The sequence below is a fragment of the Alcaligenes sp. GW821-FHT11D07 genome (genome assembly GCF_058808495.1).
Window position 1 is genome coordinate 830,870 of record NZ_JBXART010000001.1, and the last position, 12,085, is coordinate 842,954.

The 12,085-nt window shown below is 54.9% G+C and carries 12 protein-coding genes; 9 read left to right on the top strand and 3 right to left on the bottom strand.

Annotated features, from left to right (window positions below):
• Positions 1-2: 2 nt before the first annotated feature.
• From AC1RSM_RS03785 to AC1RSM_RS03815, 7 genes are all read left to right on the top strand, one after another.
• Positions 3-1,415: a type IV pilus assembly protein FimV gene (locus AC1RSM_RS03785; RefSeq protein ID WP_492929611.1), complete on the top strand. Its 1,413-nt coding sequence runs from the start codon at positions 3-5 to the stop codon at positions 1,413-1,415.
• A 12-nt stretch (positions 1,416-1,427) separates the two neighbouring features.
• Positions 1,428-2,246 (top strand): tRNA pseudouridine(38-40) synthase TruA, encoded by an 819-nt coding sequence (truA, locus tag AC1RSM_RS03790; RefSeq protein ID WP_492929613.1) that lies wholly within the window; start codon positions 1,428-1,430, stop codon positions 2,244-2,246.
• A 184-nt stretch (positions 2,247-2,430) separates the two neighbouring features.
• On the top strand, positions 2,431-3,048 hold the full coding sequence (locus AC1RSM_RS03795) for a TRAP transporter small permease subunit (protein ID WP_492929615.1): 618 nt from the start codon (positions 2,431-2,433) through the stop codon (positions 3,046-3,048).
• A 2-nt stretch (positions 3,049-3,050) separates the two neighbouring features.
• Complete coding sequence (locus AC1RSM_RS03800) at positions 3,051-4,724, top strand: TRAP transporter large permease (protein WP_492929617.1); 1,674 nt, start codon at positions 3,051-3,053, stop codon at positions 4,722-4,724.
• 62 nt (positions 4,725-4,786) lie between these two features.
• Entirely contained in the window at positions 4,787-5,455 is a 669-nt protein-coding gene (locus AC1RSM_RS03805) for a phosphoribosylanthranilate isomerase (RefSeq protein WP_492929619.1), read from the top strand.
• A gap of 92 nt (positions 5,456-5,547) precedes the next feature.
• Positions 5,548-6,363 (top strand): prolipoprotein diacylglyceryl transferase family protein, encoded by an 816-nt coding sequence (locus AC1RSM_RS03810; protein WP_492929621.1) that lies wholly within the window; start codon positions 5,548-5,550, stop codon positions 6,361-6,363.
• A gap of 150 nt (positions 6,364-6,513) precedes the next feature.
• Positions 6,514-7,065: a type 6 secretion system effector deamidase TecA gene (locus tag AC1RSM_RS03815; protein WP_492929623.1), complete on the top strand. Its 552-nt coding sequence runs from the start codon at positions 6,514-6,516 to the stop codon at positions 7,063-7,065.
• A gap of 92 nt (positions 7,066-7,157) precedes the next feature.
• Here the strand turns inward: AC1RSM_RS03815 and AC1RSM_RS03820 are convergent, their stop codons facing one another.
• Positions 7,158-8,162: a bile acid:sodium symporter family protein gene (locus tag AC1RSM_RS03820; protein WP_492929625.1), complete on the bottom strand. Its 1,005-nt coding sequence runs from the start codon at positions 8,160-8,162 to the stop codon at positions 7,158-7,160.
• Between the two features lie 86 nt (positions 8,163-8,248).
• Here AC1RSM_RS03820 and AC1RSM_RS03825 point away from each other — a divergent pair, with 86 nt between their 5' ends.
• On the top strand, positions 8,249-9,076 hold the full coding sequence (locus tag AC1RSM_RS03825) for an AraC family transcriptional regulator (protein ID WP_492929627.1): 828 nt from the start codon (positions 8,249-8,251) through the stop codon (positions 9,074-9,076).
• Here AC1RSM_RS03825 and AC1RSM_RS03830 read toward each other — a convergent pair.
• Positions 9,025-9,777, bottom strand: coding sequence for a glutamine amidotransferase (locus AC1RSM_RS03830; protein ID WP_492929629.1), 753 nt, complete (start codon positions 9,775-9,777; stop codon positions 9,025-9,027). The two genes, AC1RSM_RS03825 and AC1RSM_RS03830, sit on opposite strands and share 52 nt — an antisense overlap.
• Positions 9,774-10,160, bottom strand: a complete 387-nt coding sequence (gene crcB, locus AC1RSM_RS03835) for a fluoride efflux transporter CrcB (protein WP_492929631.1) — start codon at positions 10,158-10,160, stop codon at positions 9,774-9,776. The genes AC1RSM_RS03830 and crcB overlap by 4 nt, the downstream gene beginning before the upstream one ends.
• A gap of 200 nt (positions 10,161-10,360) precedes the next feature.
• Between crcB and AC1RSM_RS03840 the strand changes: the two genes are divergently transcribed.
• On the top strand, positions 10,361-12,013 hold the full coding sequence (locus AC1RSM_RS03840) for an acyl-CoA synthetase (RefSeq protein ID WP_492929633.1): 1,653 nt from the start codon (positions 10,361-10,363) through the stop codon (positions 12,011-12,013).
• Positions 12,014-12,085 lie beyond the last annotated feature (72 nt).

Genomic DNA, 12,085 nt, shown 5'->3' on the forward strand with positions numbered 1-12,085 from the left:
TCATGGCTGGCCGCCTGCATCCTGCACGTACACTGGGTTCGGCCCTGCTGTTGGCAGGGATGCTGGCGGCTGCGCCGGTTTCCGCCTTGGAAATCGGTCATACTCGTTTTGTGTCATCTCCCAATCAGGTTTTTAAGCTGGATGTCGGTATTCGGCAGATCAGCGCGGAAGAAAATCTGTCTTTGAAGGTGACACCGGCTCCCTTGTCGGCCTGGCAGCACGCTGGCTTGACGCCTCCGGTGGATCTGGCTTCTTTAAAAGCCGTGATTGACCGGGACGAAAAGGGTCAGGTGCGGCGCATTCGACTCTCGTCCGAGCAGATGTTCTCGGGCTCGGTGGCCGATGTGCTGTTGCAAATTCAAAGTGATAGCGGGCAATTTCTGCATCAGGTCAGCGTGCTGGCTCCAGCCCCGGTGGCCGTGAAGGCAGTGGCTCAAGCAGCAGTCGGACATCAGGCACCCGTTTCAGTACAGGTATCCAGTGCATCGGCAGACCCTGCTGCGGTGCAAAGCACTCAGGCGCTGCGCGTGCAGTCTGGCGATACCTTGCATGCCTTGGCACGCCGCCATGCGCCGGACGGTGTCAGTGCCTATCAATGGATGATGGCGGTTCAAAAGCAGAACCCCGATGCCTTCATCGCTCAGAACATGCATCGCCTGAAAGCGGGTAAGACCTTGCAGATCCCTGATGCGGCGGCGATGTTGTCGCTGGATGATGCGCAGGCTCGTCGCTTCTACATGGATCAAGCACAAGCCTTGCGCTCAGGAGCGCAGGCTGGGCAGGACCAGAGCGATGCTTCTCAGGGCGTGGCACAAACCGCTTCCAGCGAGCCGGGTGCCCAGGCCCAGGGGCAAGACCGTTTGCTCTTGTCAGCGGGCGGCGCCCAAGCCAATGATGCCAAACAGCAATTGCAGCACGAGTTGCGCGATACCGGCGAGCGCGTCTCGCAGTTAGAAGATAATGTCAGCACGCTAAGCCGTGCTCTACAGTCCCAAGGCGAAGCCGCCAAGGATTTGATTATGGATTCGGCCGGTGGCTTGGGTCTGAGCGATTCCGGCGGCGACGCAGCGGCAAGTCTCACACAATCTGGCGCCCCGGGCGCCACCTCTTCTGCCGCTACGGCAGGAGCGATTACCGTCCCTGCCGAGCCCGGATCGGGCAAGGTGGCCGGTGCAGTTAACAAGGCAAAAAAGACCGTGTCCTGGATTCAAGAACATATGTTGGCCGTGATGGCCGTAGTACTGGCCCTGATCGTCATTCTGGTGACTTGGGTGTTGCGGCGCGCCAATAGCGAAAATCGCAATGGCGATGATTCCCCCGCGCCAGTCAGCGAAGCAATGGTCAGGGAAAAACTAGAAAAAATTAATCTGGATCTGGATCAGCCGCCTTCGGACGAGCCTCCTGTACGTCAATAAGGCAAAGCCACTATGAGACGTATCGCACTGGGTGTCTGCTATGAGGGGACATCCTGGCTAGGCTGGCAAAGTCAGGCCGGTGGCAACACCGTTCAAGATGTTCTGGAGCAGGCACTGGGTCGTTTTACGGCCCAGTCTGTTTCCACAATCTGCGCCGGTCGTACTGACACCGGCGTTCATGCCTTAAATCAGGTGGTTCACCTGGATACCACGGCCGAGCGCAGTCTGGAGTCTTGGGTACGCGGGCTCAATGCCTTGCTGCCTGACTCCATTGCCGTGCAGTGGGCGCATGAAGTACCCGATGATTTTCACGCACGCTTTTCCGCGCAAGGGCGGCACTACGTGTATCTGTTGCGTCAGCATCGGGTGCGCTCCCCTTTGTTGCAGGGACGAGTGGCCTGGGTGTTTCGACCTTTGGATCTGAGCCTCATGCAAGCGGCCGCCCAGCATTTGGTGGGTGAACATGATTTCAGCGCTTTTCGATCATCACAGTGCCAGGCGGCCAGCCCGGTGCGAACCATGTCGCAGATTCATATTGAGCAGCAGGGCGATTTCTTCCTGTTCCGCTTCAGTGCCAATGCCTTTTTGCATCACATGATCCGCAATCTCATGGGCATGCTGATTTATATCGGGCAGGGTCGTCAGCCCGCATCCTGGGTGCAGCATTTATTGGCTCAGCGGGATCGGCGTTTGTCGGCTCCCACCTTTGATGCCAGCGGCCTGTATTTAGCCGGCGTGGATTATCCCGATCAGTTCGGCATCCCACGTACCGATCCCTACCAACTGCTCTATGAATTAAGTGGTTTGCAGTTTGGTGAAACAGCCCGCTAAATAATCCTGGTTTTTGCCCTTTGCTAAAGGGTTTATCCCCGGTATCGGGGCACGTTTCATATGCTTCAATCGTATAAAATGTGAAGCCATTTTCTTTTGTTAAATTCTTATCTGTATAAGGCCGACAACCTTCAGGGGTTAGCCACAAGCGAATCCTGAGGGCGACCATATCCTGAGCAAGGCCATGAAATTCTTCTTACGATTGTCTAGTTTTATCGACCGTCTCAACACGGTAGTGGGTAAGTCTGTGACGTGGCTGACCCTGATCGTAGTGCTAGTCAGCGCAATCAACGCCGTAGTGCGTAAAGTGTTTGGCGTCAGCTCTAACTACTGGCTTGAATTGCAGTGGTATTTGTTTGGTGCGATCTTCTTGCTGGCCGCTGGCTATACCTTCTTTGTCAATGAGCACGTACGGGTGGATGCCCTGGCGGAACGTTTCCCGCCCCGCTTGCAGGTCTGGATCGACGTTATCGGCGTGATCTTTTTCCTTTTGCCTGCCACGCTGCTTATTTTCTGGCTCTCCATTCCCTTCTTTGAACAGTCCTATGTGCTCAACGAGCAATCCTCCAATACCGGGGGGATGATACGTTGGCCGGTCAAGTTATTGATTCCAGTTGGATTTGGCTTATTGGCCCTGGCCGGTATTTCTCATTTGATCAAATGCATAGGCTTTTTGCGTGGTGCCTGCCCCAATCCTTTAATGGCGTCCGGCGGCATGAGCGCGGAAGAACAACTTGCCCAGGAAATCCGCGAGATGGCCCAGGCAAATGAAGCAACAATCACTGTTTCTAAGGGCCAGTAACAATGGAATTCCTGGTTGATAATCTGGCCCCGATCATGTTCATTAACCTGATCGTGTTTTTGCTATTGGGTTTCCCGGTCACATTTACCTTGTCGGCTATCGGTGTTCTTTATGGACTGGTAGCGATTGAACTGGGCATGATGCAGCCCGCTTTGTTTCAGGCTTTGCCGCAGCGGGTCTTTGGCATTGTTGAAAACGACACCTTATTGGCGGTTCCTTTCTTTACCTTGATGGGGCTCATCCTAGAGCGCTCAGGGATGGCGGAGGACTTGCTGGAGACCATCGGTCAATTGTTCGGCCCCTTGCGGGGTGGCCTGGCCATTGCCGTGGTGCTGGTGGGCGCCATGCTGGCAGCCACTACCGGTGTGGTGTCGGCTTCCGTTATTTCCATGGGCCTGATCTCCTTGCCCATCATGCTGCGCTACGGGTATGACCGGCGACTGGCAACCGGGGTCATAGCGGCCTCAGGCACCTTGTCGCAGATCATCCCGCCGTCCATCGTGTTGATCATTTTGGCTGACCAGTTGGGCCGCTCGATTGGCGATATGTACCGTGGTGCCATGCTGCCTGGTTTGCTGCTGACTGCGGTGTACATCTTGTACATCGTTGTGATGTCTTACATCAAACCCAAATCGGCTCCTGCCTTGCCTCCCGAAGCCCGCATCTATGTGGAAGATAACGGCAGTCGTGGTTTGACCTCCCTGGTCATCTTGACGCTGGTGGCCTCCGCGGTGGCGTACTTTGGTTCGCAGCATTACTTTGCGACGCACCCCAATATCCCGATGGACGAGCACATTGTGGTCTTGCTCCTGTTGTGGGGGATGACGGCCTGGCTGATCGCTTTGGTCAACAAGCTGGCCAAGCTGAAAATGTTGTCCAAGATTGCCGAGCGCGTGGTGTTCGTGATGGTGCCACCGCTGTTCCTGATCTTCCTGGTGCTGGGTACGATCTTTATCGGTGTGGCTACACCGACTGAAGGTGGTGCCATGGGTGCGGTCGGTGCCATCATCATGGCCGTATCGCGTCGTCGCCTGACCTGGAAGCTGCTGCGTCAGGCCATGGAATCCACAACACGCCTGTCTTGCTTTGTGGTCTTCATTCTGGTGGGTTCGACGGTCTTTAGCCTGAGCTTCCGTGGCATCAATGGCGATTTGTGGGTCGAGCACCTGCTGATCGACATGCCCGGCGGGGAGTGGGGCTTTTTGATCATCGTCAGTATCCTGACCTTCCTATTGGCCTTCTTCCTGGATTTCTTTGAACTGGCCTTTATTATTGTGCCGCTGCTCGGACCTATTGCCGACAAGATGGGGATTGACCTGATCTGGTTCGGTGTCTTGCTGGCGGTGAATATGCAGACCTCGTTCATGCATCCGCCTTTTGGTTTCGCGCTGTTCTTCCTGCGCTCAGTGGCACCCAAAGAGGATTACACGGATAAGGTGACTGGCGAGCGTATCAAACGCGTGGCAACCACCGATATTTATTGGGGGTCGGTGCCCTTTATCATCATTCAGTTGTTGATGGTGGCAACCGTGCTGGTGTTCCCAGGTTTGGTCACGCATTACAAGCATGGCGAGGTGCTGCTGGAAGATTCTCAAATCCAGTTCGGCACCGAATCGACCTACGGTTCGGACAGCTATGGTTTTGGTACGGATGACGCCGCCAGCGGCTTCCAGTAAGCTTGGAAAAATGATGAACACGGGGGCATCTTGCCCCCGTTTTTTTTATTCAAGGATATGAGATGTTCAGCCGTACCCGAGTCAAGATTTGTGGCTTTACCCAAGCGCAGGACATTGATGCCGCCGTGCAGCTAGGCGCAGACGCGGTGGGCTTTGTGTTCTATCCAAAAAGTGCCCGTATGCTGAGTACGGAACAGGCAGTTGCCTTGCGCGCCCGTGTCCCGGCATTTGTACAGGCGGTCAGCTTGTTTGTAAATGCCGCGGATAGCTTTGTGCATGAAATCCTGACGCAGGTACAGCCGGATCTCTTGCAGTTTCATGGTGAAGAAAGCCCGGAGCAGTGCCGACAGTATGCGCATCCCTACATCAAGGCCTTTCGGGTTGGTGCGCCTGGCCTGGATACGGTAGACGGGCTGCTGGAGCATTGTCTGCAATATGGTGATGCCCGAGGTTGGTTGATGGATGGTTACCATGACGCCTATGGCGGCACAGGCACGGCCTTTGACCCGGAGCTGATTCAGGGCTTGCAGGTGCGTTTAGAGGGCAAGGAGAGCTTGCCGCCGTTGATCCTGGCCGGAGGCATGCGCATCAGCAATGTCGCTGAACGTGTTGCTTTACATCGTCCTTACGCGATTGATGTCAGCAGCGGAGTGGAGGTAGAGCCGGGCATTAAATGCCATACGAAAATGGGCCAGTTCATGCAGGTGCTCAGCGACGCATCACGGCGCTAGGGAATCTTTCAGCCATTGTGCTGTCCATTCTTCTTGGCCCGACCCGCTCATGGCGGGTTTCTTTTTATTTGGTCTTGTCAGGATTTATGTTTATGCAAAGCATACAGCTCGGTCCCTTCACCTTTGCCACGTCTTTGTTTGCTTTTATGGTCGCGGCATTTCTGGGGCTGTTTCTGGCCGCCTGGCTGGATAGACGCAAGCAAACTCGCGCAGAATCCGTATTATGGCGTGCCATCTTGCTGGCTGTGCTGGTCGGGCGCTTGGGCTTTTTGATTCAACAGTGGGACTTTTATCAGAACGAACCCCTAAGCTGGCTGGATCTGCGCGATGGTGGCTTGATGATTCCCGCCGCGGTGGTGACGGGGTGGCTGTATGTTTTGTGGCGAGTACTGCGTGACAAAGCCATGTTACCTGCGGTATCAGGGGGATTGGCAGTCGGGGTGGCCGCTTTTTCGCTCATCATGGTCGCTACAGGCCGAGGAGGGGTAGAGCCCAGCATGCCCCTGCCCGAGATTGACCTGATTCCCTTGCAGGCCCAATACAGTGCGCCGGAAAATCTGGAACAGTACAAGGGCAAGGTAACGGTGGTGAACCTGTGGGCCACCTGGTGCCCTCCGTGCCGCCGTGAAATGCCGGCCTTTAAGCAAGTGCAGTCCAGCCGTTCCGATGTGAATATCGTGTTTGCGAACCAGGGCGAAGAGCTGGCCGACATCCAGAAATACCTGAGTGATGAAAATCTGGAGCTGGGCAATATGTGGCGTGACCCGCAGATGAAGCTGGGTCAAGCTGTGCGCAGCCGAGGTTTGCCAACCACCTTGTTCCTGGACGAGCAAGGCCGCCTGATTGATGTACGCGCTGGAGAACTATCCGCAGCGACTTTAAATGACAAAATCAACAAAATTAAATAGTTTTATTACTGGATTTTATGAGTTTTTAATAATTCACGATATTTAAAAATAAGTATTTGTTCTTTATTTTTATTTAAATAAAGTAAAGCTGCTAATTAGGCTATAGCTCGTTTTTCGATTGTTTAATTCAATGGCTCAATCGGACTGTTTATGGATTATGAAGACAGGGGCACTGCTACTATGTGCCTGGGTTTTTCTTCTGTTCACAAGGATTTAGCCATGAATTTGACAGAGAAGGGAACGAAAATAGCCAAGCTGTCTGCTCCTGACAGAATTATCTATGCAGATAATCATCTGATACACGGGCCGGATGATATTACGGCGTATATGAAAGGGGTGTGTTATGACGCCGCTGCATATATGCGCTATTTGTATAATGCGAAAATCAGCTTTGATCAATTGAACGCTATATCAGCCCAAAACTGGTTGCCTTTGTTTAATTTTGCTAAAGGCAGAAGATGGGATGGCCAGACTTCCTTGCCGGGCGGCAAGGCCATTGGGTTTTGCCGGGTCAGTGGCATGCAGTTCTTTCATGCCGGGATTGCTGTGGGTGGCACCGAGATTCGGGCTATCAATGGCGGTTTATTGGGGGCGGGCTGGCTGCTTCCGGTGGATTTGCGCAAAGTACTGAAGCAAAAAAATCCTGATGGCTCTTTCAAGTACGACGGCACCGATATTTTTGTCTACATTTCGGACCTATAAATAAAGAAACCGGCTTATTGCCGGTTTTTTTATGTTCTGCTGCAAGGGATTGCATGGCCCGGTTTTCACCGGGCCATTGTGCTATTTGCTGATCAGGCTTTTTGCAGGCTGACTGCCTCGTCCGTGATTTCAGGACGTTGGGCATATTTATTGGCAATGAATGCGCAAGCCATCAACTGAATCTGGTGAAAGATCATGATGGGCAGCAAGGCCGGGCCAATAGCAGCGCCGGTAAACAAGACCTGTGCCATAGGCACACCGGTCGCCAGGCTCTTTTTGGAACCGCCAAACACAATAGTGATTTCGTCTTCTTTATTGAACCCCAGCTTGCGTGCCATCCAGGTGGTCAGGAACAGAATGATGGCCAAGAGCACCAGGCACACCACGGTCAAAATCGCCAGAGACTTAGGTGGAACGGCTTGCCACAGGCCGCCGATCACGGAAGCACTGAAGGCCGTGTAGACCACCAGCAAAATCGAGGACTGGTCCACGCTACGCAGCCATTTGCGGTTGCGGTCCATCCATTTGCCGATCAGGGGGCGCATCAGGTGGCCGACCACAAAGGGTAGCAACAATTGCAGACTGATCTTCTTGATGGCATCCAAGGTAGAGGTGGCCGAGCTGCCATCAGCATCCAGCAGCAGCTTGAGCAGTACCGGTGTAAGCACAATACCGATCAGGCTGGAGGCAGACGCGCTGCAAATGGCGGCGGGTACGTTTCCTCGGGCGATAGAGGTAAAGGCAATGGCCGACTGCACGGTGCCGGGCAGGGCGCACATATACAGAATGCCAATAAACAAAGGCATGCCCAGCAAGGGCAGCAGCAGCGGCTTGGAAATCAAGCCCAGCAAAGGGAACATCACGAAGGTGCAGCCGAAAACCAGCAAGTGCAAACGCCAGTGTGTGGCCCCGGCAATAATGGCTTCGCGGGACAGCTTGGCACCGTGCATGAAAAATAGCAGGGCAATGGCCAAACCTGTGATCACTTCAAAGATCACCGCGCCTTGGCCGTAGGCGGGAAAAAAGGTCGCCAGTGCCACTACGCTGATCAGGATCAGGGTGAAGTTGTCAAAAAGCAGTCGCAGTTGTGAGTACATGGGCTTAGGTGAAGGCTTAAAAGGCTTGCGTAATGAAAGGCACCACTTTACCGTAGACTTTTTTGGGTGTTTATCGTTAAACGGATATGGATTATCGACCAACGGACATTTTGGTGCCTGCTGAGCCTGTTCCAAAGAGTTTGCATCAATTGCGCTATCTGCCACGGCCCTTGTATGGGCAGGAGCGCACCTTGCCCAATCAGGCCATTTCCCGCCCGCATCGGCATCCCTGGGTGCAGTTTTCCTATGCCCTGACCGGTGTGATTGAAGTGCGCACGGCCAGCGGGCGCTTCATGGCTCCTCCACAGCAAGCTGTGTGGGTGCCTGCCGGTATAGAACACGGTGTACGTAGCTCGCCCGACGCCCAGATTCGCAGTCTTTATATTGATGTCAGTGCCTTGCCCGAGGCCCCGCAAAGTTGCCGGGTCGTGGTGGTGGACCGCTTGTTGCGCGAGTTGATCCGGGAGTTCAGCCTCTTGCCGGTTCTTTACGAGCGTGAAGGCGCACAAGGGCGCTTGGTTCACGTCCTGCTGGATCGCCTTTTGGCTGCGCCAGAAAGCGGCTTGATCTTGCCATGGCCGTCCGATCCCCGCTTATTGCAGGTGTGCGAGCAATTGCAGGCACAGCCAGCAGGGGATTGGAGCTTGCAGGATCTGGCGCAGGAGCAAGGTTTATCAGAAAAAACCTTGAGCCGTTTATTTCGTCAACAAACTGGCCTGACTTTCAGGGTCTGGCGTCAGCGCTTGCGCATCATGAGTGCCTTGCCATTGCTGGAGCGACAAGAGCGTGTGACTGATGTTGCGCTAGCCTGTGGTTATGAAAGCATGTCGGCCTTCGTGGCAGCCTTCCGGGACCTGATCGGTCAAACGCCGGGAGAGTTTTGTCGCCGCCCTTTGGGTCCGCTGGACGAGTAAGTCTGCACAAAATTGCAGAGCAGACGGTGGGCATCCGGAGTGTCTTGGATGGGGTCCGCCAAGCTATGCGGATCGATTCCTTGGCTCTTCCAGTGCTCGGCTTTGCGCAAGACACAGTAGCGCAGCAAGCCTGCAAAAAACTCAGGGTGAAACTGCACAGACCATTGCGCAGGGCCATAACGCAGGATTTGATGCGGGTCGTGCGCGGAGCTGCCCAGGATTTGTACATGCTCCGGCACTTTCAGCACACTTTGTTGATGGGTCAGCAAGGCAGGAAATTGCGAGGGCAAGTTGGCCAACAGCTCATGCTCGTGGGCTTGTTGCGCCAAGTGAATCGGCAGATAGCCCACTTCGCTGCCTTGGGGGTGGTAATCCACCTGTCCGCCCAAGGCATGAGCCATCAATTGATGGCCATAGCAAATGCCTAATAACGGCGTTTGTGCCTGATATCGTTCACGAATCCAGGCCGCCAGATTTTCGCTCCAGTCCAGCCTGTCGGTGACCATGCTCCAGGAGCCGCTGATGACGACCGGCTCGGGACAATCGGGTGGGGGCAAAGCCTCATCCTGGTGAACGCGCCAGGTATGGATGTTGACATCCAATGGCTGTAAAGCGCGTTTGAACCACGCGTTTTGATTGCCAAAACGCTGCTCTACATCCGGAGGTGGAGGGCCGGCTTGCAGAAAGTGCACATCCGTCATGCTTGTCCTCGAATCAAACTCCACGTTGCCATGCCCAGCCCCAGCATCAGCAAGGAGCCGACAACGTGAATGGCAATGCCGCCCATCGCCCATAGATAACGCTGCTGCATCATCAGGGTCATGATTTCGGCGGAGAAGGTGGAAAACGTCGTCAGTCCGCCCAGAAAGCCCGTCATGATGAACAGGCGCCAGCCTTCGTGGCCCAGGCCCAAGCCGCTGAAATAGGCCATGGCAATGCCCATCAAGTAGCCGCCAATCAAGTTGGCCAGCAAGGTACCGGGGGGCAGGGTGGGGAACAGGACATTTAAAGCTTGGCTTAAGAACCATCGCGCCAGGGCGCCCAGGGCACCACCGGCAGCGATATACAAGATGGCTACGGGCATGAGCGGCCTTCAGGTAGGGGGCTAACTGTCAGCGGGCAGTCAGCCGATCGCGATATATACCTTAGATAGCTTGTCATTATGCGCTCCCGTGGCTGAAAAGGCGACCTTGCCCAAAGACCCGTAGCCAGCTAATGTAAGAGCGCAACTATCAGACGGATCGCCGTGAATTGCGGTTAGCCCGCCCTTTTTTTGGAGACTTTGTGGTGAGTATTTACGATCAGGATTTGCCCCAGACAGACGCCAATTATCGTGTTTTGTCCCCGCTGGATTTCATCGAGCGCAGTGCTTTTGTCTACCCTGACTACCCGGCTCTGGTTTATGGGCCCGCTCAGGACGGGATCAAAATGAGCTGGTCGCAGTTGTACGCCCGTACTCGCCAATTGGGGAGCGCGCTGTCCAAGGCCGGTGTGAGCAAAGGCGATACCGTTGCCGTGATGCTGCCCAATACTCCACCTATGGTTCAAGCGCATTTTGGCGTGCCCATGTGCGGCGCCGTGCTCAACACCTTGAACACCCGTCTGGATGCCAGCACCATTGCCTACATGCTGGATCATGGCGAGGCCCGTGCTGTGCTGGTTGACAGCGAATTTGCCACTGTCATGAAAGAAGCGCTTAGCCTGCGTGAAAGCAAAGAGCCCATTTTGGTCATCGATGTGGTGGACAGCTACTTCGATACGGGCGCCGAACGCATCGGCTCGCAAACGTATGAAGACTTTGTTGACGGCGGCGATCCCGATTACGACTGGCAATTGCCAGCCAATGAGTGGGATGCGATTGCCCTCAATTACACCAGCGGCACCACGGGCAAGCCTAAAGGCGTGGTCTATCACCACCGTGGCGCGTATCTGGGTGCCTTGTCCAACGTGCTGGAATGGGACATGCCCAAACATGCGGTCTATTTGTGGACCTTGCCCATGTTCCATTGCAACGGTTGGACCTTCCCGTGGGTGGTGGCGGCTCGTGCAGGCGTGAACGTCTGTTTGCGCAAAGTGGAAGCCAAGGCCATGGTCGACAATATGGTGGACTACGGCGTGACGCACTACTGTGGTGCGCCTATCGTGCATTCCCTGCTGGTCAATTCCGATGATGCCTTGAAGTCCCGCTTGCCCAAGGGTGTGTCCGCCATGGTGGCAGGCGCCGCACCACCGGCAACCATGATCGAAGGGATGGAACGCATGGGCTTTGCGCTGACTCATGTCTACGGCCTGACGGAAACCTATGGCCCGGCCTCAGTCTGTGCCCAGCATGCCCCTTGGGGTGATCTGGATATTCAGGAGCGCGCCAAGCGCAATGCCCGTCAAGGGGTGCGCTATCACTTGCAGGGTGATGTTCAGGTACTGGACCCGCACACGATGAAGCCGGTCCCCGCGGATGGCGAAACCATGGGCGAGATCATGTTCCGCGGCAATATCACCATGAAGGGTTATCTGAAGAACGCCAAAGCCACTGAAGAGTCCCTGGGTGGCGGCTGGTTCCACACCGGTGATTTGGCCGTGTGCGAGCCCGATGGTTATGTACGCATTAAAGACCGCAGCAAAGACATCATCATTTCTGGGGGCGAGAACATTTCCTCTATTGAAATTGAAGATGTCATGTATCGCCATCCTGCCGTACAGGCAGCGGCAGTCGTGGCTCAGCCTGATGAGCGTTGGGGTGAAGCGCCGCATGTCTATGTAGAACTGCGCCCCGGGGCAGAAGTGACGGTGGAGGAATTGCGGGAACATTGCCGTCAGTACCTGGCTGGCTTTAAAATACCGCGACATTTCAGTTTTATGGAGTTGCCAAAAACGGCAACGGGTAAAATACAGAAATTCGCGTTGCGCCAGCAGGCTAAGCAGACCGCTGCAGACTGAACGTAGCGTTTTCTAAAAAGCACACAGGTCGCTTTGGGCGGCCTGTCTGCACTTAAGGTACAGGACGGTTAG

What these genes read in the sequence shown, in the direction of transcription:
- AC1RSM_RS03785 (WP_492929611.1), top strand. Translation starts at nt 3, where the DNA reads ATGGCTGGCCGCCTGCATCCTGCACGTACACTGGGTTCGGCCCTGCTG.
- truA (WP_492929613.1), top strand. Translation starts at nt 1,428, where the DNA reads ATGAGACGTATCGCACTGGGTGTCTGCTATGAGGGGACATCCTGGCTA.
- AC1RSM_RS03795 (WP_492929615.1), top strand. Translation starts at nt 2,431, where the DNA reads ATGAAATTCTTCTTACGATTGTCTAGTTTTATCGACCGTCTCAACACG.
- AC1RSM_RS03800 (WP_492929617.1), top strand. Translation starts at nt 3,051, where the DNA reads ATGGAATTCCTGGTTGATAATCTGGCCCCGATCATGTTCATTAACCTG.
- AC1RSM_RS03805 (WP_492929619.1), top strand. Translation starts at nt 4,787, where the DNA reads ATGTTCAGCCGTACCCGAGTCAAGATTTGTGGCTTTACCCAAGCGCAG.
- AC1RSM_RS03810 (WP_492929621.1), top strand. Translation starts at nt 5,548, where the DNA reads ATGCAAAGCATACAGCTCGGTCCCTTCACCTTTGCCACGTCTTTGTTT.
- AC1RSM_RS03815 (WP_492929623.1), top strand. Translation starts at nt 6,514, where the DNA reads ATGGATTATGAAGACAGGGGCACTGCTACTATGTGCCTGGGTTTTTCT.
- AC1RSM_RS03820 (WP_492929625.1), bottom strand. Translation starts at nt 8,162, where the DNA reads ATGTACTCACAACTGCGACTGCTTTTTGACAACTTCACCCTGATCCTG.
- AC1RSM_RS03825 (WP_492929627.1), top strand. Translation starts at nt 8,249, where the DNA reads ATGGATTATCGACCAACGGACATTTTGGTGCCTGCTGAGCCTGTTCCA.
- AC1RSM_RS03830 (WP_492929629.1), bottom strand. Translation starts at nt 9,777, where the DNA reads ATGACGGATGTGCACTTTCTGCAAGCCGGCCCTCCACCTCCGGATGTA.
- crcB (WP_492929631.1), bottom strand. Translation starts at nt 10,160, where the DNA reads ATGCCCGTAGCCATCTTGTATATCGCTGCCGGTGGTGCCCTGGGCGCC.